At 60.9% G+C, this 20,014-nt stretch carries 17 protein-coding genes and 1 pseudogene; 13 read left to right on the forward strand and 5 right to left on the reverse strand.

Annotated features, from left to right (window positions below; translation table 11 throughout):
- Position 1: 1 nt before the first annotated feature.
- A complete protein-coding gene (locus BLL36_RS01805; protein ID WP_076949991.1) occupies positions 2-1,480 on the reverse strand; it encodes a helicase HerA-like domain-containing protein in 1,479 nt (492 codons plus the stop codon).
- Between the two features lie 204 nt (positions 1,481-1,684).
- Between BLL36_RS01805 and BLL36_RS31575 the strand changes: the two are divergent.
- The 5 genes and pseudogenes from BLL36_RS31575 to BLL36_RS01825 form a co-directional block, all read left to right on the forward strand.
- A pseudogene (locus BLL36_RS31575) lies at positions 1,685-2,716 on the forward strand (cache domain-containing protein); the annotation flags it as partial.
- Positions 2,717-2,809: 93 nt separating this feature from the next.
- Positions 2,810-3,574: a methyl-accepting chemotaxis protein gene (locus BLL36_RS31580; protein WP_370879639.1), complete on the forward strand. Its 765-nt coding sequence runs from the start codon at positions 2,810-2,812 to the stop codon at positions 3,572-3,574.
- Between the two features lie 137 nt (positions 3,575-3,711).
- Positions 3,712-4,833 carry a glycosyltransferase family 4 protein gene (locus BLL36_RS01815; RefSeq protein WP_076949766.1) on the forward strand — a complete coding sequence of 374 codons (1,122 nt, stop codon included), beginning with the start codon at positions 3,712-3,714 and terminating at the stop codon, positions 4,831-4,833.
- On the forward strand, positions 4,826-5,569 hold the full coding sequence (locus BLL36_RS01820; RefSeq protein ID WP_076949767.1) for a DUF2334 domain-containing protein: 744 nt from the start codon (positions 4,826-4,828) through the stop codon (positions 5,567-5,569). The genes BLL36_RS01815 and BLL36_RS01820 overlap by 8 nt, the downstream gene beginning before the upstream one ends.
- Positions 5,566-6,684, forward strand: coding sequence for a lysylphosphatidylglycerol synthase transmembrane domain-containing protein (locus BLL36_RS01825; RefSeq protein ID WP_076949768.1), 1,119 nt, complete (start codon positions 5,566-5,568; stop codon positions 6,682-6,684). Before BLL36_RS01820 ends, BLL36_RS01825 begins: the two co-directional genes overlap by 4 nt.
- Positions 6,685-6,810: 126 nt before the next feature.
- Here BLL36_RS01825 and purU read toward each other — a convergent pair whose 3' ends face one another.
- Positions 6,811-7,659 (reverse strand): formyltetrahydrofolate deformylase, encoded by an 849-nt coding sequence (gene purU / locus BLL36_RS01830; RefSeq protein WP_076949769.1) that lies wholly within the window; start codon positions 7,657-7,659, stop codon positions 6,811-6,813.
- A gap of 350 nt (positions 7,660-8,009) precedes the next feature.
- On the opposite strand from purU, the gene mvaT reads away from it, so the two are divergent.
- On the forward strand, positions 8,010-8,384 hold the full coding sequence (mvaT, locus tag BLL36_RS01835; protein ID WP_005790963.1) for a histone-like nucleoid-structuring protein MvaT: 375 nt from the start codon (positions 8,010-8,012) through the stop codon (positions 8,382-8,384).
- Between the two features lie 91 nt (positions 8,385-8,475).
- Here the strand turns inward: mvaT and sbcB are convergent, their stop codons facing one another.
- Positions 8,476-9,903, reverse strand: a complete 1,428-nt coding sequence (sbcB, locus tag BLL36_RS01840) for an exodeoxyribonuclease I (RefSeq protein WP_076949770.1) — start codon at positions 9,901-9,903, stop codon at positions 8,476-8,478.
- Between the two features lie 166 nt (positions 9,904-10,069).
- Between sbcB and BLL36_RS01845 the strand changes: the two genes are divergently transcribed.
- Genes BLL36_RS01845 through BLL36_RS01870 form a run of 6 tightly spaced genes read left to right on the forward strand, consistent with a single transcriptional unit; the run spans position 10,070 to position 16,752 of the window.
- Positions 10,070-10,762 (forward strand): RDD family protein, encoded by a 693-nt coding sequence (locus BLL36_RS01845; RefSeq protein WP_076949771.1) that lies wholly within the window; start codon positions 10,070-10,072, stop codon positions 10,760-10,762.
- Positions 10,759-11,739, forward strand: a complete 981-nt coding sequence (locus BLL36_RS01850) for a stage II sporulation protein M (protein WP_076949772.1) — start codon at positions 10,759-10,761, stop codon at positions 11,737-11,739. Before BLL36_RS01845 ends, BLL36_RS01850 begins: the two co-directional genes overlap by 4 nt.
- On the forward strand, positions 11,726-13,255 hold the full coding sequence (locus BLL36_RS01855; RefSeq protein WP_076949773.1) for a DUF4129 domain-containing protein: 1,530 nt from the start codon (positions 11,726-11,728) through the stop codon (positions 13,253-13,255). Before BLL36_RS01850 ends, BLL36_RS01855 begins: the two co-directional genes overlap by 14 nt.
- The gene (locus tag BLL36_RS01860; RefSeq protein ID WP_076949774.1) at positions 13,252-14,421 is read left to right on the forward strand and encodes a DUF4350 domain-containing protein; all 1,170 of its coding nucleotides are present in this window, start codon (positions 13,252-13,254) and stop codon (positions 14,419-14,421) included. Before BLL36_RS01855 ends, BLL36_RS01860 begins: the two co-directional genes overlap by 4 nt.
- Positions 14,418-15,413, forward strand: coding sequence for an AAA family ATPase (locus BLL36_RS01865; protein ID WP_076949775.1), 996 nt, complete (start codon positions 14,418-14,420; stop codon positions 15,411-15,413). Before BLL36_RS01860 ends, BLL36_RS01865 begins: the two co-directional genes overlap by 4 nt.
- Positions 15,414-15,420: 7 nt before the next feature.
- Positions 15,421-16,752 carry a DUF58 domain-containing protein gene (locus tag BLL36_RS01870; RefSeq protein WP_076949776.1) on the forward strand — a complete coding sequence of 444 codons (1,332 nt, stop codon included), beginning with the start codon at positions 15,421-15,423 and terminating at the stop codon, positions 16,750-16,752.
- Between the two features lie 69 nt (positions 16,753-16,821).
- Here BLL36_RS01870 and BLL36_RS01875 read toward each other — a convergent pair whose 3' ends face one another.
- On the reverse strand, positions 16,822-17,181 hold the full coding sequence (locus BLL36_RS01875) for a PilZ domain-containing protein (protein WP_076949777.1): 360 nt from the start codon (positions 17,179-17,181) through the stop codon (positions 16,822-16,824).
- Positions 17,182-17,409: 228 nt separating this feature from the next.
- Positions 17,410-17,784, reverse strand: a complete 375-nt coding sequence (locus BLL36_RS01880) for a tol-pal system YbgF family protein (protein ID WP_076949778.1) — start codon at positions 17,782-17,784, stop codon at positions 17,410-17,412.
- Positions 17,785-17,957: 173 nt separating this feature from the next.
- Between BLL36_RS01880 and pyk the strand changes: the two genes are divergently transcribed.
- Entirely contained in the window at positions 17,958-19,409 is a 1,452-nt protein-coding gene (gene pyk / locus BLL36_RS01885) for a pyruvate kinase (RefSeq protein WP_076949779.1), read from the forward strand.
- Positions 19,410-20,014 lie beyond the last annotated feature (605 nt).

Below are 20,014 nucleotides of genomic sequence, written 5' to 3' on the forward strand. Positions count from 1 at the left end.
GCTACTTACGCTTGCTGCCGCCCAATAACGACCCCAGCAACCCCCGCACCAATTGCCGCCCCATCTGATTGGCGGCTTGCTGCATTGCCGATTTGAGCGCCTTGCCTGCCGTTGTGCCGAGGAATGCCCCGGCTCTATCGGTGAAGCTCGGCTCGTCGGCGGTTGGCTTGCCTTCCTCGGTCGGCCCCAACTCCTTGCGTGCCATCAGCACTTCGTAAGCAGATTCACGATCGATCGGTTTGTCGTAACGGCCCTTCAAGGGTGAGCTGGCCATCAGGGCAGCGCGTTCTGCGGCGCTGAGCGGCCCGATTCGCGATTGTGGCGGTGCGACCAGGACGCGCTGGACCACTTCCGGCGTGCCTTTTTCCTGCAAGGTACCGACCAACGCCTCACCGGTGCCCAGCTCGGTCAATACCGACAAGGCATCAAACGCCGGGTTTGGCCGAAAACCGTCCGCTACGGCGCGCAGGGATTTCTGTTCTTTGGTGGTGAACGCCCGCAGGCCATGCTGGATGCGCAGGCCGAGCTGGGCAAGCACGCTGTCCGGCAGGTCGCCTGGCGATTGGGTGACAAAATACACGCCAACGCCTTTGGAACGAATCAGCCGCACCACCTGCTCCAGTCGCTCCTGCAACGCCTTGGGCGTATCGGCAAACAGCAAATGCGCCTCATCGAAAAACAGCGCCAGCAGGGGTTTGTCGGCGTCACCGCGCTCGGGCAGTTGCTCAAACAATTCCGCGAGCAGCCACAACAGGAACGTCGCGTACACCTTCGGCGCTTCATGCACCAGGCGGCTGGCGTCCAGCAGGTGGATGCGCCCACGTCCGTCAGCGTTGGGCTGCAGGATGTCTTCCAACTGCAGGGCCGGCTCGCCAAACAACGCCTCGGCGCCCTGCTGCTCCAGCACCGCCAGGCGTCGCAACAGAGCCTGGCTGGAACCTGTGGTCATCAGCGCCGCGTCTTCGCCCAGCAGCTGCGGGTGATAGCGCAGATGGTTGAGCAATGCCTTGAGGTCCTTAAGGTCCAGCAGCAACAGGCCTTCGCGATCCGCCACCTTGAAGGCGGCGTAAAGCGCCGACTGCTGGCTATCGGTGAGCTCCAACAGGCTGCCCAGCAGCAACGGCCCCATTTCGCTGATGGTGGTGCGCAACGGATGACCGGACTGCCCGTGGATGTCCCACAGCGTGACCGGATAAGCCTTGGCCGTGTAGTTGAGGAAAGGCATGCCGGCGATCCGCTCCGCGACTTTGCCTTGGGGGTCCGCCGCCGCACCGAGGCCGCACAGGTCGCCCTTGATGTCGGCGGCAAACACGGCCACGCCCGCATCACTGAAGGCTTCGGCCAGGCGTTGCAACGTGACGGTCTTGCCCGTGCCGGTGGCGCCGGCGACCAGCCCGTGACGGTTGGCCAGGCGCATGGCCTGGGCGATGGGCTGGCCGCTAAGGTCGGCGCCGATAAGCAGTTGCGTGGAGTCAGGCATTTCGTCACCCATGGTTAATCTTTAGTGTCGCCAGGTCGATACAAGCCTATGTGAATCCCACAAAACCGAAAACCCGGTCAGACGGTTCCTACCGGGACCCACAGAGCCGTCACCAGAAGTATCACACCTTTTTCAACGTTGCCATTTTGCGCCTCCCATAAGGACGCGCTTCGGATATCAAGACCTTAGCGGACCCTACGAGCCATGAATAAAAATCTGCGCTTCAGCCATAAAATCCTGCTTGCAGCCTCCCTTATCGTCATCGCCGCATTCGCGCTGTTTACCCTCTATAACGACTACCTGCAACGCAACGCCATTCGCGACGACCTCAACAGCTACCTGCACGAGATGGGCGATGTCACCGCCGGCAGTATTCAGACCTGGCTGAACGGCCGCATCGTACTGGTGGAAAACGCCGCGCAGAACATCGCCATCAACCCGGAACCCGGGGTGGTGGCCAGCCTGCTGGAACAGAAAACCCTGACGTCCTCCTTCATGGCGACCTACGTCGGCGACAGCCAGGGCGCGTTTACCATCCGCCCCGACACCAAGATGCCGGACGGCTTCGACCCGCGTGTACGGCCTTGGTACAAAGGCGCCCAGAGCAGCAACGGCTCAACCCTGACCGAACCCTACGTCGACGCAGCCACCGGGCAATTGATCATTTCCATCGCCACCCCCAGTACCAAGGGCGGCCAGGCTGTCGGCGTGGTGGGCGGCGACCTCAGCCTGCAGACGCTGGTCGACAAAATCGGCGCCTTGAATTTCGGCGGCATGGGCTATGCGTTTCTGGTCAGCGCCGACGGCAAGGTGCTGGTGCACCCGGACAAGAACCTGGTGATGAAGACGCTCGCCGACGTTTATCCGGGAAATACACCGAAAATCAGCGCCGACTTCAGTGAAGTCGAGGCCAATGGCAAGACCAATATCGTCACCTTCACACCGATCAAAGGCCTGCCTTCGGTGAACTGGTACTTGGGCGTTTCCGTGGATAAGGCCGATGCCTTCGCCATGCTCAGCGAATTTCGCACCTCGGCGGTGATTGCCACCGTGATTGCCGTGGCAATCATCATCGCGCTGCTCGGCATGCTGATCCGCGTACTCCTGCAACCGCTGCACCTAATGACGCGCGCCATGCAGGACATCGCCGACGGCGAGGGCGACCTCACGCGGCGCCTGACCATCCAGAACCATGACGAATTCGGCACACTGGGTGACGCGTTCAACCGCTTTGTGGAGCGCATTCACACGTCTATCCGCGAAGTGTCATCCGCCACCGAGCAGGTCAACGAAGTGGCCTTGCGCGTGGTCAGTGCCTCCAATTCATCGATGGTCAACTCCGACGAGCAGGCCAACCGCACCAACAGCGTCGCGGCAGCGATCAACGAACTGGGCGCGGCTGCCCAGGAAATCGCGCGCAATGCGGCGCAGGCGTCGAGCCAGGCCAGCGACGCGCGTCACCTCGCCGAGGACGGTCAACAGGTGGTCGAGCGCAACATCAAGGCGATGACCGAGCTGTCTGCGATGATCAGCGCCTCGAGCAGCAATATCGAAGCCCTTAACAGCAAAACCGTGAACATCGGCCAGATCCTCGAGGTCATCACCAGCATCTCGCAACAAACCAACCTGCTGGCGCTCAACGCGGCGATTGAAGCGGCTCGCGCCGGGGAAGCCGGACGTGGGTTTGCGGTGGTCGCGGATGAGGTGCGTAACCTGGCGCATCGCACCCAGGAGTCGGCGCAGCAAGTGCAGAAGATGATCGAGGAGCTGCAAGTCGGCGCCCGGGACTCGGTGAGCACCATGAGCGAAAGCCAGCGCCACAGCCACGACAGCGTGGAAATCGCCAACCTGGCCGGCGAACGCCTGAACAGCGTGACCCAGCGCATCGGCGAGATCGATGGCATGAACCAGTCGGTCGCCACCGCCACCGAGGAACAGACCTCGGTGGTGGAGTCGATCAACATGGACATCACCGAGATCAACACCCTCAACCAGGAAGGCGTGGAAAACCTGCAATCGACCCTGCGCGCTTGCGCCGATCTGGAGCAACAGGCCGCGCGTCTGAAGCAGTTGGTCGGCAGTTTCCGGATCTGATCAATCCGCAACACCCTGTGGGAGCACCCCTGCTCCCACATTCTATAGCCGTGCTTGAACACCGCCGTACGCCACCAACCCAACCGAACATCTATCCTTGCCTAAGGTCCACGTAAGGAGAGCAATGGATCGGAGGGATGTTCATCGTGCATATCGCTGACATAACCATGTTCTACGCCCCCGCCAGCGGTGGTGTACGGACCTATCTGGACGCCAAGCACCGGCGGCTGGCGCTCAAGCCCGGTATTCGCCACAGCCTGCTGATACCCGGCGCCCACTTGGGCGAGCAGGACGGGGTGTACACCGTACCGGCCCCCCCGCTGCCGTTCGGCAAAGGCTATCGATTCCCGCTGCGCCTGGCGCCATGGCGAAATGTCCTGCACGAATTGCAGCCCGATCTTATCGAGGTGGGCGATCCTTACCTCACCGCCTGGGCGGCGCTGGATGCCAGGCGCCAACGGGATGTACCGGTCATCGGCTTTTATCACTCCGACCTGCCGCTGCTGGTGAGCAACCGCATGGGGCCTTGGTTTACCCCCAACGTTGAAGCCTATGTCAGCAAACTTTACAAGAATTTTGACCGGGTACTGGCGCCCAGCCAAGTCATGGCCGACAAGCTCACCGGGCTTGGGGTAAAAAACGTCTTCGCCCAGCCGTTGGGGGTCGATCTGCAAACCTTCACGCCGCACGCACGAGACCCCGGTTTGCGCGCGGAACTGGGTATAGACGAAGAGACACGTCTATTGATCTTCGCCGGACGCGGCTCAAAAGAGAAGAACCTGCCGGTGCTGCTCAACTGCATGAAACGGCTGGGGGATGGCTACCACTTGCTCCTGGTGGGCTCCGGCATGCCCGCCAGCGTACCGGACAACGTGACCGTAATTGACGAGTTCCGCCCCGCCGAGCATGTCGCGCGGTTGATGGCCAGTGCCGATGCGCTGCTGCATGGCGGCGACCAGGAAACCTTCGGCCTGGTCATCCTGGAAGCCATGGCCTGCGGCATACCGGTGGTCGCGGTGGCCGCCGGTGCCTTCACTGAGATTGTCGATGAGCGCTGCGGCCTGCTGTGCGCGCCAAACGACCCCAAGGCGATGGCCGATGCCGTGCGCGAGTTGTTCAGCGCCGACAGCCGCCGCCTGGGGGCGCAAGCGCGGCAGCATGTAGAGCGCCATTACGCATGGGACACCGTGGTCGATAGCCTGCTCGGCCATTATCACGCGGTCGTAGGCACCCACAAGCCGATGCTTGCCCATGGTTGAACGCTCGGTGTTGCTGGTATTGCACGACGTGGCGCCGCACAACTGGGCCGACTATCGGCCCTTTGTCGAAGCCGTGGACAAGCTGGGCAATGTTCCAATCACCTGGCTGGTGGTACCGGATTTTCATCATCATGATGCGCTGCCCGTCGACGGGGATTTCCGGCAACTGCTGGACAGCCGTGTCGCCAGGGGCGATGAGTTGGCCTTGCACGGCTACTTCCACAGCGACGACCAACCGGCGCCGCGCACGCCAAAAGACTGGTTCATGCGCCGTGTCTATACCCACGAAGGCGAGTTCTACCAATTGTCAGAGGCCCAGGCACGGGCGCGCCTGAGCGCCGGCATCGACGTCTTCCAGCGCAACGGCTGGCCCCTTCACGGTTTCGTCGCCCCCGCCTGGTTGATGAGCCAGGGCACCCGCGACGCCTTGCGTCAGTTGCCGCTCAGCTATACCAGCGACCCGCAGCATCTGTATCGGCTTCCCGACTTCAGCCGGGTCGACGCACCGGGCCTGGTGTGGAGCGCCCGCAGTGCCTGGCGTCGAGGCCTGTCCAAAGTCATCAGCGACCGCCGCGAACAACGCTGGCGCAGCGCCCCGGTCATTCGGCTGGGGCTGCACCCGGTGGACATGCGCCACGACTTTTCCCGCCGCTATTGGCTTGAAACGCTGCACCGCTTGCTGGACGCCGGCCGTACGCCGCAAACCAAGGCGGCCTGGCTGGCATCGCAAACATGAGCCGGTTGCTTTGGCTGCTGCTGGCATTGCTGGTGGCGCTGGTCGTTCCGGTATGGCTGGGCGGCGGTGAAACCCTTATGCGCCTGGCGCAGTTCCCCCGGCAATTGTTACTGGCGATGTTCGCCATGATCGTGCTGTGCTGGGTCATCAATAGCCTGCGCCTGCGCCTGTTGCTGGGCGAGCACAGCGGGCAACTGACCCGGCGCAAATGCCTGGGCGTGGTGATGTCCACCGAATTTGCCCAGTGCGCCACGCCGGGCGGCAGTGGCGGCCCGCTGACGCTGATGGCCTTGCTGGCGCGCCACGGCATACGGCCGGCCCAGGGCAGCGCGGTGTTTGCCATGGACCAGTTGAGCGACCTGCTGTTTTTTCTCTGCGCGTTGATGGGCATTGCGCTGTACGCCCTGTTCCACTCCCTGAACCCGCGGTTGGAGTGGCTTCTGGAGTTCAGTGCGGTGTCGATGGTGGGCGGGCTCGTGTGTTGCGTGTTGCTGGTGCGCTTTCACCGCAAGGTCATCCGCCTGAACGGCGCGCTGCTTAGAAGGCTGCGGGTACGCACCCGTCTGCGCCGACGATGGGCACGCAGGCTCCTGCATTTTCTTGCGGCATTCAGCGACACATTGAAATTGCCGTGGCTGACATTGATCGGCGTGTTCGTTCTCACGAGCCTGCACTGGCTATTACGCTACAGCGTGCTGTACCTGGCGTTGCGCGGGCTGGGCGCGGACCTGCAATGGGCGTGGAGCTTCCTGATCCAGATGCTGTCGTTGACGGCCGGGCAATTCAGCCTGTTGCCGGGCGGGGCCGGGGCTGCGGAGTTGACCTCGGCAGCGCTGCTGGCACCCATGGTGGGCAAGTCAACCGCAGCGGCGGCCATTCTGATCTGGCGGGCGGTGACCTATTACTTCTACCTGCTGTGCGGGGGGCCGGTATTCCTGCTGATGGTCGGCAAACCGCTGCTCAAGCGTCTTTTCCAGAAGGCTCGCAAGGCTCAGGCGGCACCTCAGGCCTGTGCAACTGCTCCCACAACCGGGCAGCCCCCGGAAAGTCAGTGCCATCCTCGACACCCAACGCATCCGGGTCATAGCGACTCAGACAGCCTTCGCCCACGGTAGCAGGCGCCCTGGACGTGGCTTTATCGAGCGGGTCGGTCATGGGTGTGTCCTGAAAGTGCAGTCATAAAAAAGGGCCTGCAACGATTTAACGCCCAGGCCCTTCATTCTTCAATCACCACAGGTCGATCAGAACACGACCGTCTTGTTGCCGTGTACCAGCACGCGGTCTTCCAGATGGTAACGCAGGCCACGGGCCAGGACCATTTTCTCGACGTCACGACCGAAACGCACCATGTCCTCGATGCTGTCGCTGTGGCTGACACGCACCACGTCCTGCTCGATGATCGGGCCGGCGTCCAGCTCTTCGGTGACGTAGTGGCAGGTCGCGCCGATCAACTTCACACCGCGCAGGGAAGCCTGATGGTAAGGCTTGGCGCCCACAAACGACGGCAGGAAGCTGTGGTGAATGTTGATCACCTTGCCGGCGTATTCGCGGCACAGTTCCGGCGGCAGGATCTGCATGTAGCGCGCCAGCACGACCACGTCGGCTTCATGCTGCTTGACCAGGCGCGACACCTCGGCGAACGCCGGCTGCTTGTCCTGCGGGTTGACCGGTACGTGGTAATACGGGATGCCGTGCCACTCGACCATGCTGCGCAGGTCATCATGGTTGGAGATCACACAGGCGATTTCGCAGTCCAGCTCGTCGCTGTGCCAGCGATGCAGCAGATCCGCCAGGCAATGGGATTCGCGGCTGGCCATCAACACCACGCGTTTTTTCTGCTCGGTGTCGGTAATGTGCCAGGTCATCGAAAACTCTTCGGCGATCGGCGCGAAGGCCTCGCGGAAGGCCTCGAGGCCGAAGGGCAGCGAATCGGCACGGATCTCGTGACGCATGAAGAACCAACCGCTGAGATTGTCCGAGTGATGACTCGCCTCGGTGATCCAACCGTTGTGAGAGGCCAGAAAGTTACTGACTTTGGCAACGATGCCGACCCGGTCCGGGCAAGCAATCACCAGCCGAAAAGTGCGCATTAGGGGGAAACTCCAGAACTTCGCAAAGGCCGCCATTCTAGCGATTGCGCAGCAAAACTGCAGTATTCGTTAACGTTTATTCTGATCACCGGCTTGGCCTTTGCCCCTTAATGGCCTAGGGTTTTACCACCCGCCTATGAATTTACTGCGTCACCCTGTGGGTGTTTCGCGGTTTTCAAGGAAATTATCTTAAGGTTCGTGCCCTGGTAATTAACTCGAATGGACAGCAAGGCTACAAACATTCAAAGTAATTCACATAAATACGACCTTAAATGTTTACTTGCGCAAACCGCGTGACTATTATTGGGCCACTATCCCTGTCAACAGCGCTCTACATTAAGGTAGTCCACATGTCTCTGATCAACGAATACCGTGCCACCGAAGAAGCTATCAAAGAGCTGCAAGCCCGTTTGAAGAACCTGTCCCAAGACGACAAACTGCAAACCGAGCTGGAATTCGAAGGCAAATTGCGCACCCTGATGGGTGAATACTCCAAATCCCTGCGTGACATCATCGCGCTGCTGGATCCAGAGTCGAAAGTTAAGGCACCGCGCGGCGCTGTAAAAACGACTGGCACCAAGCGTGCTCGCAAGGTCAAGCAATACAAAAACCCGCACAACGGCGAAGTGATTGAAACCAAAGGTGGCAACCACAAAACCCTCAAAGAGTGGAAAGCCAAGTGGGGCGGCGACGTAGTTGAAGGCTGGGCTACCCTGCTGGGTTAAACCCTTGCCAGGCTTGCGCCTGCTACGCATCACATTAAAAACGCCAGCATGCTGGCGTTTTTTATTGCCCGCGAAGTGTGTGCAAACACGCTTACAGATTCATTCTGGCGGCCAATGAGTCCGCGTATACCTGCCATTGCTCAAGCACCTGCGCCTGAAACGGCGTAGCAGTAACGGCAAACTCCTGTCGAGCCAGTTTAAATGCCGCAAGGGTATTGGGTGCGCCCCACTCAGGGTTTGACAAACGTTCCTGACAGAAAAGTTTCCAGCGTTGTTGTTCTTCACTGTTCAAGGTATTGGGGAAGTTACGCGCTCGGTAGCGAAACAATAATTCGGGCAACCGGTGATCATCAAAAGGCCACTGCTGGCTTGCTAATTGCGCAGGCTCCGCCACCCGGACTTGTTCACATAAACGTCGATCACGATCGCCGATAAAACCATCGTAAAGCTGTTGCTCAGGGTCTGAACTCGGCGCGAAATCTTCCTCGGCGTAAATGAATGCCAACTTATCGCGCCAAAGTTCCTGTGCGTCAGTTAGCCGCAGCGCCCGTTCCTGATAAACGCTCATGTCCAAGTGCAGACGCTCACGGTCCTCTGCCCGCAGCACATTCAAGGGAGCAACCACCGGGCAACGGTTGATATGCACCAACTTGAGCGGTACCGGCAACTCGCCCTCGGCAAGATCGTCACGACGCGTATAGAGACGCTGGCGCAATGCAGCGGCATCAAGGTCGAGCAAACCCTGGGGATCAAGCCCCAGGTCGCAGACGATCAACGCATTACGATTGCGTGGGTGCCATGCCAGTGGCAGCACGACGCCCAGGTAATGACGCTCGGCGGAGAAACGCCCGGAGATATGCACCATCGGTTGCAGCAAGCGCACCTGGTCCATCACCCGCTGCTTGCTGCGCAATTGAAACAGCCATTCATACAACTTGGGCTGTTTTTCACGAACCAATCGAGCCAAGGCAATCGTGGCGCGGACGTCGGACAACGCCTCGTGAGCCTGACCATGGTCAATGCCGTTGGCTTGGGTCAGGCGCTCCAGCTTCAACGTGACGCGCCCGTCCTGCTGCGGCCATTCAATACCCTCGGGGCGCAGCGCGTAGGCGGTGCGGACCACATCGATCAAATCCCAGCGGCTGTTACCGCCCTGCCATTCGCGCGCGTATGGGTCGAAAAAATTGCGATACAGGCTGTAGCGCGTCATTTCGTCGTCAAACCGCAAGGTGTTGTAACCGGCACCGCAGGTGCCCGGGGCCGCCAGTTCGGCATGGACCCTGGTCATGAAATCGGCTTCGGCGAGACCTTTTTCCGCGAGTGTGGCGGGGGTGATACCGGTAATTGCGCACGCAACCGGATGAGGCAGGATATCGTCGCCTGGCTGGCAATAGAGATTGACCGGCGCGCCGATCTCGTTGAGTTCAAGGTCCGTGCGAATGCCGGCTACCTGGAGCGGACGATCACTGCGCGGGTTGATGCCGGTCGTTTCATAGTCGTACCAGAAAATGGAGGTCACGGGCTGTTCCTGTACTGAAGAACGACAAAGTCTAGGCGCTGAACGACGTCCACGACCAGCACCAAATACACTGTACAAACATCCAGCAAACTCTTGAGGAGTTGCTTCCATCGTCGACACTGCTAGCATCCGTGTCTCCAGCCACTCTGCACTGCCAAGGATCGCGATGCCCTCAGCCCCATTGGACACCCGCTACCAGATCGAAACCCCGGAGGGTATCGACCTGCCCCTGCGCCCCGCCGGCCTGGTACCCCGCGCGCTGGCGTTTGCCTTCGACCTGGGCGCGCGCGGGGTGGTCATGGGCATCCTGCTGGTGCCATTGGCCTTGCTTGGCAATATCGGTATCGGCCTGGGTTCGCTGCTGCTGTTCCTGATCAGTTGGTGGTACATGGTGCTGTTCGAGGTGCTCAACCAGGGGTGCTCGCCCGGCAAACAGGTCATGGGGCTGCGTGTTGTACAAGACGACGGCACCCCGATTGGCTGGTCCGCGTCATTGATCCGTAACCTGCTGCGGTTTGTGGACATGCTTCCATTCGGCTACTTCCTCGGTGCAATCAGTTGCCTGCAGCACCCTCACTTCAAGCGTCTGGGCGACGTTGCCGCCGGCACATTGGTGATCTATCGGGAGCAGCCGCTGGTGCGCCCCCAGGTTCCCAAAGCGGCGGCCTTGCGCCTGCCCTTCGCCCTGGAGTTGAGTGAGCAACGGGCCATCCTTGGCTTTGCCGAGCGCCAGGGTGAACTGTCCAGCGAGCGCGTTCACGAGCTGGCGTCGATTCTCGCCGCTCCCTTGCAGGTATCCCCGGCCCGCGCCGTGGAGCAGCTCAACGGCGTGGCCCGTGGCCTGTTGGGGCCGACATGAAGCAGAGCCTTTTCGAAAGCCGCCACCAGCCGCAATGGCAGGTTTTTGCCGAACACCTGAAACAGTTGGAGCAAGGCCAGGCAAAAGCCAGTGACATAACTGACTTCCCCCATCAGTACCGACGCCTGTGCCAGCACCTGGCCCTGGCCCAGGAACGCGGCTATAGCAGCTACTTGGTCGACCCCCTGCAACAGCTGGCGCTGCGCGGCCATCAACAGCTCTACCGCCATCGCAGCCAATTGGCGGCAAATGTGCTGGGTTTTGTACTGGCCGATTTCCCCCGCCTGGTGCGGGAACAATGGCGTTTCGTCCTCGTAGCCAGCCTGCTGTTCTTCGGCAGCCTGGTGGGCATCGCCCTGCTGGTCTATCTGTTTCCAGACCTTATCTACGCCATCGTCAGCCCCCAGCAGGTGGCCGAGATGCAGGGCATGTATGACCCCGACGCCAGCCGCCTGGGCCGCGCCGCCGAGCGCGCATCGAGCGAAGACTGGATGATGTTCGGCTACTACGTGATGCACAACACCGGCATCGCGTTCCAGACCTTTGCCGCGGGCTTGCTGTTCGGCCTGGGCAGTGTGTTCTTCCTGATTTTCAACGGCCTGGTCATTGGTGCGGTCTCCGGGCACCTGACCGAAATAGGTTATGGGCAGACCTTCTGGTCATTCGTCATCGGACATGGTGCGTTCGAACTGACGGCAATTGCCCTCGCCGGTGCCGCGGGCTTGCAACTGGGCTGGGGGCTGATCGCTCCCGGGCAATTGACTCGTGGCGAATCCCTGCGGCTGGCGGCACGCAAGAGCGTGCAAATGTTGTGCGGTGCCATGATCTTCCTGCTGATCGCCGCCTTTATCGAGGCTTATTGGTCATCCATCACCGTGATAGCACCTTGGATCAAATACCTGGTGGGCGCCGCGCTGTGGCTGCTGGTGGGCGCATACCTGAGTCTTGCCGGAAGGAATCACCATGCGCCTCAGTGACGCCAGCGTGGTAATACGCCCACGTACTGCCTGGGAAGCCATGGACCTTGGGGTATTGATGGCCCGCCAATACCGTTTGCTCCTGATGGGCAGTTGGGCATTGGTGTCCCTGCCAGTCTTCGCCTTACTCACTGCATTGCTGTGGAAGTACCCATCCACCGCCATTTTTGTGTTCTGGTGGCTCAAGCCGGCCTTTGACCGCCTGCCGCTGTATATCCTGTCCAAGGCCCTGTTTGGCGAAACACCCGGCATCAAGCAAACGGTGCGTGCATGGCCAAGCCTGCTCAAAGGCCAGTTGCTGGCCAGCCTGACCTGGCGGCGACTCAGCCTGAGCCGCAGCTTTGTCATGCCGGTAAGCCAACTTGAGGGTCTGGATGGCCCGGCACGGCAAAAACGCCTCGGTGTGCTGCAGCAACGTAACGCCGGCGCGGCGCGCTGGCTGACGATCGTCGGCATGCACCTGGAAATGGGGCTGTGGTTGGGTTGCATGGCGCTGTTCTATCTATTTATCCCGCAGAACGTCGAGATGGATTGGGACTGGCAAAGCCTGGCATTGGCGGCAAGCTCGGAAGGACTCTGGCTTGAACACCTGAGCAACGCCTTCTATGCCTTGATCCTGGTATTCTGGGAGCCGATCTATGTCGCCTGTGGCTTCAGCCTTTACCTTAACCGCCGCACCGTGCTGGAGGCCTGGGACCTGGAGCTGGTGTTCCGTCGCCTTCGGCAACGCCTCAGCAGTGTCGCTGCGCTGTTGTTGCTGGTGATCGGCTTGACGCTGTCGCCATTCAGCGCGCCCGCTATGGCCGAAGCTTCAGGCTCTCACCAGCCACTGAGTACCCAGAGCGCGAACCAATCCATCAGGTCGCTGCTGGACAACCCCCCTTTCAAGAACCCGGAAACCGTCACGCGTTACCGCTTTGGTGAAGAAAAGCCTACGGCTAAAAACAAGGCTGTCAGCGACGGTAAACTTCCGGACTGGCTCAAGGCGCTGCTCGACAACCTCAACAGCAACATTTTCAAATCTATCGCCCAGGGCCTGGAGGTGCTGTTATGGGGCATCCTGATCGGCGCCTTGATCATGCTGGCGTGGCGTTATCGCGATTGGGCGCGCACCTTTGTCAGCCGGCGCGGGCCGCGCAAGCCTAAAGTCGTCAAACCAATACCCACACAATTGTTCGGCCTCGAACTGGGCGCCGAAACATTGCCCGACGATGTTGCCACCGCCGCCGAGCACCTGTGGAGCACCCAACCAAGGGAAGCCCTCGGCCTGCTGTACCGCGGCCTCCTCAGCCGCTTGCTGCATGATTTTAAGCTGCCGCTGAAAAGCGCTGACACCGAAGGCCAGGTGCTGGAGCGCGTTCACCTGTTGCAGCACGCGCAACTGCTGGCGTTCAGCGACGAATTGACCCGGCATTGGCAAAACCTCGCCTACGGTCATCGCCTACCGCCCCTCTCGGCCCAGCAAAAACTGTGCGGCGATTGGCGCAGCCTGTTCAGCTCAGGGGGCAGCCAATGAACCGGCCATTATTGTGGGTGGGGCTATTGCTGGCATGCCTGCTGGCGGCGGGGGGTTATTACGCAGGGAGCAAAGCGGTTCCCTACGATGAAGTGGTGGACCGCGGCCCCTCTCCGGAGGCGCTGGCCAACCCTTACCTGGCGGCCGAGCACTTTCTGCGCCAACAAGGCTTGGCCGTGGCCCATGCCAATAGCCTGGAACGCCTGGCTACGCTGCCCGCCAAGGGCAACAGCCTGCTGATGCTTGGCGAGCGCAGCAGTCTTACGCCACGCCAAGTAGAGCAACTGCTGGCCTGGACCCGATCCGGGGGTCATCTGTTGCTGGTGGCCGAGGCCCTGTGGGATGACGAGGCAGGCAAAAGCGGTGACCTGCTGCTTGATCGCTTGCATATCCACCAGACCTGGAGTGATGAGCCTGAAGAGCCCGCCCCTGCCAGTAAAAAGCCTCCTGGAAAGAAAGCGCCGGACCTCACCAAGCTGTACGTCGATAATGAAACCGCACCGGCTTATTTCAGTTTCGACACAGACTTCAACCTCACCGACCCCAGGCATCTGGCGCAGTTTTCTGCCAACAGCGCGCAGTCGAGCCACCTGATGCAACTCAACCTGGGGCAAGGCCGCGTCACGGTGATCACCGACAGCGACCTGTGGAAGACTCCGGACATCGGTAAACACGACAATGCCTGGTTGCTCTGGTACCTGAGCCAGGGCACGGACGTGACCTTACTGTTCAACAATGATTTCGATGACCTGTTCACCCTGCTGATGCGCTATTTCCCACAGGCCCTGGTGGCATTCGTCGCCTTGATAGCCTTGGCGCTCTGGCAGGCCGCCATGCGCCAAGGCCCGATCCGCGCTCCGGCATCCCCTGCACGCCGCCAATTGCAGGAACACCTCAAGGCCAGCGCCGACTTCCTGCTGCGCCGCAGCGGCCAGGGCACGCTGCTGCAAGCCTTGCAGCACGATATCCTGCGCGCGGCCCGGCGCCGTCATCCCGGTTTTGAGCACCTCGACAACGCAGATCAGCGCCGGGTGCTTGAGCACCTGACGCGCCAACCTTCTCACGTCATCAGCCAGGCCCTTGGCCCACTCCCGGAAAAACGGCTTTCCAGCGCCGATTTCAGCCGGCAGGTGGCGTGCCTGCAAACCCTCAGGAATGCCTTATGAGCGAACTACCCAGCGCCACCGCCTTGAGCAGCGAAACCCTGCAACGCGCCAGCGCCCAAGCCCAGGCCCTGCGCACTGAATTGCGCAAGGCGGTGATTGGCCAGGAGCAGGTAATCGATGATGTCCTGACCGCATTGATTGCCGGCGGCCATGTGTTGCTGGAAGGCGTGCCGGGGCTGGGCAAGACCTTGCTGGTGCGCGCCCTGGCACGTTGCTTCGATGGCGATTTCGCGCGCATCCAGTTTACCCCGGACCTGATGCCGAGCGATGTCACCGGCCACGCCGTATACGACCTGCACACCGAACAGTTCAAACTGCGCAAAGGCCCGGTGTTCACCCACTTGCTGCTGGCCGACGAAATCAACCGCGCTCCGGCCAAGACCCAGGCGGCCTTGCTCGAGGCCATGCAGGAGCGGCAAGTTACCCTTGAAGGCGAGGCGCTGCCCATCAGCCAGCCGTTCATGGTGCTGGCCACCCAGAACCCCATCGAACAGGAAGGCACTTACCCTCTGCCGGAAGCGGAACTGGATCGTTTCATGCTCAAGGTGCGCATGGATTACCCCGACGCACAGCAGGAACTGGAGATGGTGCGCGAGGTAACGCGCTCATCCCGGGCCGACATGCTGGATGTACACCCGTTGCGCACGGTGTTGCAGGCCGCGGATGTGCTGCAGTTGCAGCAGATCGCGAGCGAATTGGCCCTCGACGAACAAGTACTCGACTACGCCGTGCGCCTGGCGCGTGCCACCCGTAGCTGGCCGGGACTGGCCATCGGCGCCGGCCCGCGCGCGTCCATCGCCCTGGTGCGTGGCGCGCGTGCCCGCGCCTTGCTGCGCGCAGGTGAATTCGTCACCCCGGACGACATCAAGGGATGCGCCCTGGCGGTATTACGTCACCGGGTGCGTATCGCACCAGAGTTGGATATCGACGGGCTGGAGGTCGACCAGGTGCTTAAGCAACTGCTCGATCAAATTCCGGCACCTCGGCAATGACCCGCCCATGAAACCGACCCGCCTGCTGTTGAATTGGCTCGGCGTATTGCTGGGGTTGAACATCCTGCTGGGCACTGCGGCTGCGTTGCAGCTCAAGGTGCCCGACACCTTGCATTCGGTCGCATGGGGACTGCTCCTGGCACTGTTGCTGCTGGCCACGCTGGATGCGCTGCGCCTGCGTCGCCGTCCGTCGCCCCGAGTGCAGCGGCAGGTGCCGGGCAGCCTGGCGCTGGGGCGTTGGGGCGAAGTACGCCTGGCCTTGGAGCATGACTTCCTGCAGCCGCTGACAATGCAGGTGTTCGATCACGTGCCCGACGGGTTAACAGTAGAGAACATGCCCCAGCCCATTGACCTGCGCCCCGGTGAACGCAGTGAGCTGGGCTATCGCGTTCGCCCCCTGCGGCGCGGGCATTTCAGTTTCAGCCGCTGCGAAATCTACCTGCCCAGCCCAATGGGGCTGTGGTCAGCGCGGCGCTTTATCGAAGCGAACGACGCCACCCGCGTCTACCCGGATTTCGCCCGGTTGTATGGCGCGCAGCTGCTGGGCGTGGACAACTGGCTGAGCCAACTGGGCGTGCGTCAGCGCCAACGACGAGGCCTGGGGCTGGAGTTTCATCAACTGCGCGAGTTTCGCGAGGGTGACAGCCTTCGGCAGATCGATTGGAAGGCTACCGCGCGGCAGCGCACGCCCATCGCGCGTGAGTACCAGGATGAGCGCGACCAGCAGATCGTGTTCATGCTCGATTGCGGCCGCCGCATGCGCAGCCAGGATGACGAGCTGTCCCATTTTGACCACGCCCTCAATGCCTGCCTGCTGCTCAGCTACGTCGCCTTGCGTGAAGGCGATGCGGTGGGGCTGTGCACCTTTGCTGGTGACCAGCCCCGCTACGTGGCGCCGGTGAAGGGGAGCAGCCAGTTGAACCTGTTGCTCAACGCGGTATATGACCTGGACACTACCCGACGCACCGCCGACTATCAGGCGGCGGCAAGCCAGTTGTTGGCCCGACAGAAGCGCCGAGCGTTGGTGGTCGTGGTCACCAACCTGCGGGATGAGGACGACGAGGCACTGCTGACGGCCGTCAAGCGCATCAGCCGCCAACATAGGGTGCTGGTGGCCAGCCTCCGCGAGGAAGTAGTCGATCAACTGCGCCAGGTCCCCGTGCAAACCTTGGCGGAAGCCTTGGCCTACAGCGGCACCATCGATTACTTGAATACCCGCAACCAACTGCACGACCGTCTCAGCGCGCAAGGCCTGTCGGTACTCGACACCCTGCCGTCCGAACTGGGGCCGGCCTTGGTGACACGCTACCTGGGTTGGAAGAAAGCCGGTGCAATCTAAGAAAGCCCTGCGCAAGAAACCCACGGTTACGGCAGGGCCGACCCCACCGAAACCGGGTCGCCAATGCGCCTAAGCCGACGCCTGCAACGGATCAAAACTGAAGTAATGCAGCAAGACGCTGACCAATTGTCCATATTCCTCAGGGGCCTGGAGCACCCTGAAGCCGGAGTCGTAATGTTGGGGGTTGATGTCCTCGTGGCTCCAGAGACAGGTTGCCGTGAGGTCAATCGGATTCCAGGTGCCGTCAGCCGCAGGAATCTTCACACGCAGCTCGAAGTCCACATCGACCATCATGGGCAGCTGGCTGATTAACATCAGCCCGTCTTCCGAGACGTTGCCCAGGAACCCGATGGGTTTATCAGTAAGGCGGTTAAACACTTGCAGAAAACAAGGTAGCTGATGCCGCTCGATCCGTCGGTCGGTAAACATAGTGAAATCGCCATCCAATGGCCATGACTGCGGCCGTGCCAGTGATTCGGAACGAGCCAAAAACCGCTCGCTCTCCCTGGACTTCGGTGCGCACACAATCAACGTTGTGCCGCCAGACAGCCGCCGAGTCCGGGCTCTACATCCGTTTGCAGATAAAACTTGTACAAACGGACATTCAAAGGATAGCCCAAGACTGGCAGGGGGCCAGCTATGAAACGACGAATAGCATCACAAGGACGCCGGGCGTGGCTGAGCGACCTTTAAACCGGGGTAGTGCCCTAACTGTTGCAAGGTGTCCAGCCTCGCGCGAGCGCGGTAGGCGTACTCACTCGACGGGTATTGATTGATGATGAACTGATAGGTCTGCGCCGCATCGACGAACAGCTTTTGCCGCTCCAGGCACTGCCCGCGCAACATCGAGACTTCCGGCTGCACGTAGCGCCGGGTGCGACTTTTACGGTCGACCTGGGACAATTCCAGGGTAACGCGCTCGCAATCGCCGATCGTGTAGGCGCGATAGGCATTGTTCAAATGGTGGTCCATCGACCAGCGGGTGCAGCCGACAACACTGACGGCCAGGGCAGCAATGAGCAAAATTCGCATGAGGGTTCTCCTGTCTTGTGCAGTGTATCGACCCCTCGTCGAAAATCTTCAAGGATGTTCGTATTCAGCCGCAACGAAAACAAGTCAATCGTCGATAAGTAGTGCAAACGAACAATGACTACAACGAAAGAGCATAGTAGCCTTCCTCAGCGCTTGAACTCAGGAGTCTGTGCATGTCCGTCCGTCGCACCAAAATCGTCGCCACCCTTGGCCCGGCCAGCAACTCGCCGGAAGTCCTCGAACAGCTGATTCTGGCTGGTTTGGACGTAGCCCGTCTGAACTTCTCCCACGGCACCCCGGACGAGCACAAGGCTCGCGCCAAGCTGGTGCGTGACCTGGCCGCCAAGCACGGCCGCTTCGTGGCATTGCTGGGTGACCTGCAAGGCCCGAAAATCCGCATCGCCAAATTCGCCAACAAGCGGATCGAGCTGAAGATCGGTGACAAGTTCACCTTCTCTACCAGCCACCCATTGACCGAGGGCACCCAGGACGTCGTTGGCATCGACTACCCGGACCTGGTGAAAGATTGCGGCGTTGGTGACGAACTGCTGCTGGACGATGGCCGCGTGGTCATGCGTGTCGATACCGCAACCCCGACTGAGCTCAATTGCACCGTGCTCATCGGCGGCCCGCTGTCCGACCACAAGGGCATCAACCGTCGTGGTGGTGGCCTGACGGCACCGGCCCTGACCGAAAAAGACAAGGCCGACATCAAGCTCGCCGCCGAAATGGAAGTGGACTACCTCGCCGTGTCCTTCCCGCGCGACGCCGCCGACATGGAGTACGCCCGTAAACTGCGCGACGAAGCCGGCGGTACTGCCTGGCTGGTGGCGAAGATCGAACGTGCCGAGGCCGTGGCTAACGACGAAACCCTCGACGGCCTGATCAAGGCTTCCGACGCGGTGATGGTTGCCCGTGGCGACCTGGGCGTGGAAATCGGTGACGCCGAGCTGATCGGCATCCAGAAAAAAATCATCCTGCACGCACGCCGTCATAACAAAGCGGTGATCGTGGCGACCCAGATGATGGAGTCGATGATCCAGAACCCGATGCCGACCCGCGCCGAAGTGTCCGACGTGGCCAACGCCGTGCTCGACTACACCGACGCCGTGATGCTCTCGGCTGAAAGTGCTGCGGGGCCGTATCCACTGGAAGCCGTGCAAGCCATGGCGCGTATCTGCCTTGGCGCCGAAAAGCACCCGACCAGCAAGACCTCCAGCCATCGCATCGGCAAAGAGTTCGAAAGCTGTGACCAGAGTATCGCCCTGGCCGCCATGTACACCGCGAACCACTTCCCGGGCGTGAAGGCGATCATTGCCTTGACCGAAAGTGGCTACACGCCGTTGATCATGTCGCGCATTCGCTCCTCGGTGCCGATCTACGCGTTCTCCCCGCACCGCGAAACCCAGGCCCGTGCGGCCATGTTCCGTGGGGTGTACACCGTACCGTTCGACCCGGCTTCGTTGCCGCCACATGAAGTGAGCCAGGCTGCCATCGACGAGCTGATCAAACGCGGTGTCGTGGAGAAAGGCGACTGGGTCATCCTGACCAAGGGCGACAGCTACCACACCATCGGCGGCACCAACGGCATGAAGATCCTGCACGTTGGCGATCCAATGGTCTAAGTGACAGGCTGAAAAACAAAAGCCCCGCCCTGTGAATGGCGGGGCTTTTGCATTTCATGGCGGGTTGATGGGTTGAAGGTGAAGCCCCCATCGCAGCATGGGTATCTACACAACTTTCAGTTGAGCAATCTCCCTGTGGGAGCTGTCGAGCTTTAGCGAGGCTGCGAAAGCGGTGGCTCAGGCGAAAAAAATGCCAGCAGTGCCGCCGCCTTCGCAGCCTCGCTGGGGCTCGACAGCTCCCACATTTTGAACCGAGTTCGACATGAATACCGGTCGGCTCTAAGGCCGCCGCGCTTTGTTTTTGATCTTGATCTGAGGCGCCCCGTCAACCACGCTGGCCGTAATTCGATATTGATTTGGGGGGTAAACCGGCAGGACGCCGGTTTAGCCGCCCCGCGCCATGGATGGCGCGTGGCGGCGGCCCCCCAAATCAATGTCGGATTACGGGCATGCCGAGCCTAGGCGAGGCACCGAGTGGTGGGGCGATGCGTTTTTGGTTACTTTTTGCGCTCTTCAAAAAGTGACCCGCCGTAAGGGCGGAACCCTAAGCCGCCGTTACCGCAGCAACGGATATGTACTCGGTCAAACCCCAAAAAACGGTCGGC

This window comes from Pseudomonas cedrina subsp. cedrina, assembly GCF_001983175.1.
GTDB classification, from domain to species: domain Bacteria; phylum Pseudomonadota; class Gammaproteobacteria; order Pseudomonadales; family Pseudomonadaceae; genus Aquipseudomonas; species Aquipseudomonas cedrina.

What these genes read in the sequence shown, in the direction of transcription:
- BLL36_RS01805 (WP_076949991.1), bottom strand. Translation starts at nt 1,480, where the DNA reads ATGCCTGACTCCACGCAACTGCTTATCGGCGCCGACCTTAGCGGCCAG.
- BLL36_RS31580 (WP_370879639.1), top strand. Translation starts at nt 2,810, where the DNA reads ATGGTCAACTCCGACGAGCAGGCCAACCGCACCAACAGCGTCGCGGCA.
- BLL36_RS01815 (WP_076949766.1), top strand. Translation starts at nt 3,712, where the DNA reads ATGTTCATCGTGCATATCGCTGACATAACCATGTTCTACGCCCCCGCC.
- BLL36_RS01820 (WP_076949767.1), top strand. Translation starts at nt 4,826, where the DNA reads ATGGTTGAACGCTCGGTGTTGCTGGTATTGCACGACGTGGCGCCGCAC.
- BLL36_RS01825 (WP_076949768.1), top strand. Translation starts at nt 5,566, where the DNA reads ATGAGCCGGTTGCTTTGGCTGCTGCTGGCATTGCTGGTGGCGCTGGTC.
- purU (WP_076949769.1), bottom strand. Translation starts at nt 7,659, where the DNA reads ATGCGCACTTTTCGGCTGGTGATTGCTTGCCCGGACCGGGTCGGCATC.
- mvaT (WP_005790963.1), top strand. Translation starts at nt 8,010, where the DNA reads ATGTCTCTGATCAACGAATACCGTGCCACCGAAGAAGCTATCAAAGAG.
- BLL36_RS01845 (WP_076949771.1), top strand. Translation starts at nt 10,070, where the DNA reads ATGCCCTCAGCCCCATTGGACACCCGCTACCAGATCGAAACCCCGGAG.
- BLL36_RS01850 (WP_076949772.1), top strand. Translation starts at nt 10,759, where the DNA reads ATGAAGCAGAGCCTTTTCGAAAGCCGCCACCAGCCGCAATGGCAGGTT.
- BLL36_RS01855 (WP_076949773.1), top strand. Translation starts at nt 11,726, where the DNA reads ATGCGCCTCAGTGACGCCAGCGTGGTAATACGCCCACGTACTGCCTGG.
- BLL36_RS01860 (WP_076949774.1), top strand. Translation starts at nt 13,252, where the DNA reads ATGAACCGGCCATTATTGTGGGTGGGGCTATTGCTGGCATGCCTGCTG.
- BLL36_RS01865 (WP_076949775.1), top strand. Translation starts at nt 14,418, where the DNA reads ATGAGCGAACTACCCAGCGCCACCGCCTTGAGCAGCGAAACCCTGCAA.
- BLL36_RS01870 (WP_076949776.1), top strand. Translation starts at nt 15,421, where the DNA reads ATGAAACCGACCCGCCTGCTGTTGAATTGGCTCGGCGTATTGCTGGGG.
- BLL36_RS01875 (WP_076949777.1), bottom strand. Translation starts at nt 17,181, where the DNA reads ATGTTTACCGACCGACGGATCGAGCGGCATCAGCTACCTTGTTTTCTG.
- BLL36_RS01880 (WP_076949778.1), bottom strand. Translation starts at nt 17,784, where the DNA reads ATGCGAATTTTGCTCATTGCTGCCCTGGCCGTCAGTGTTGTCGGCTGC.
- pyk (WP_076949779.1), top strand. Translation starts at nt 17,958, where the DNA reads ATGTCCGTCCGTCGCACCAAAATCGTCGCCACCCTTGGCCCGGCCAGC.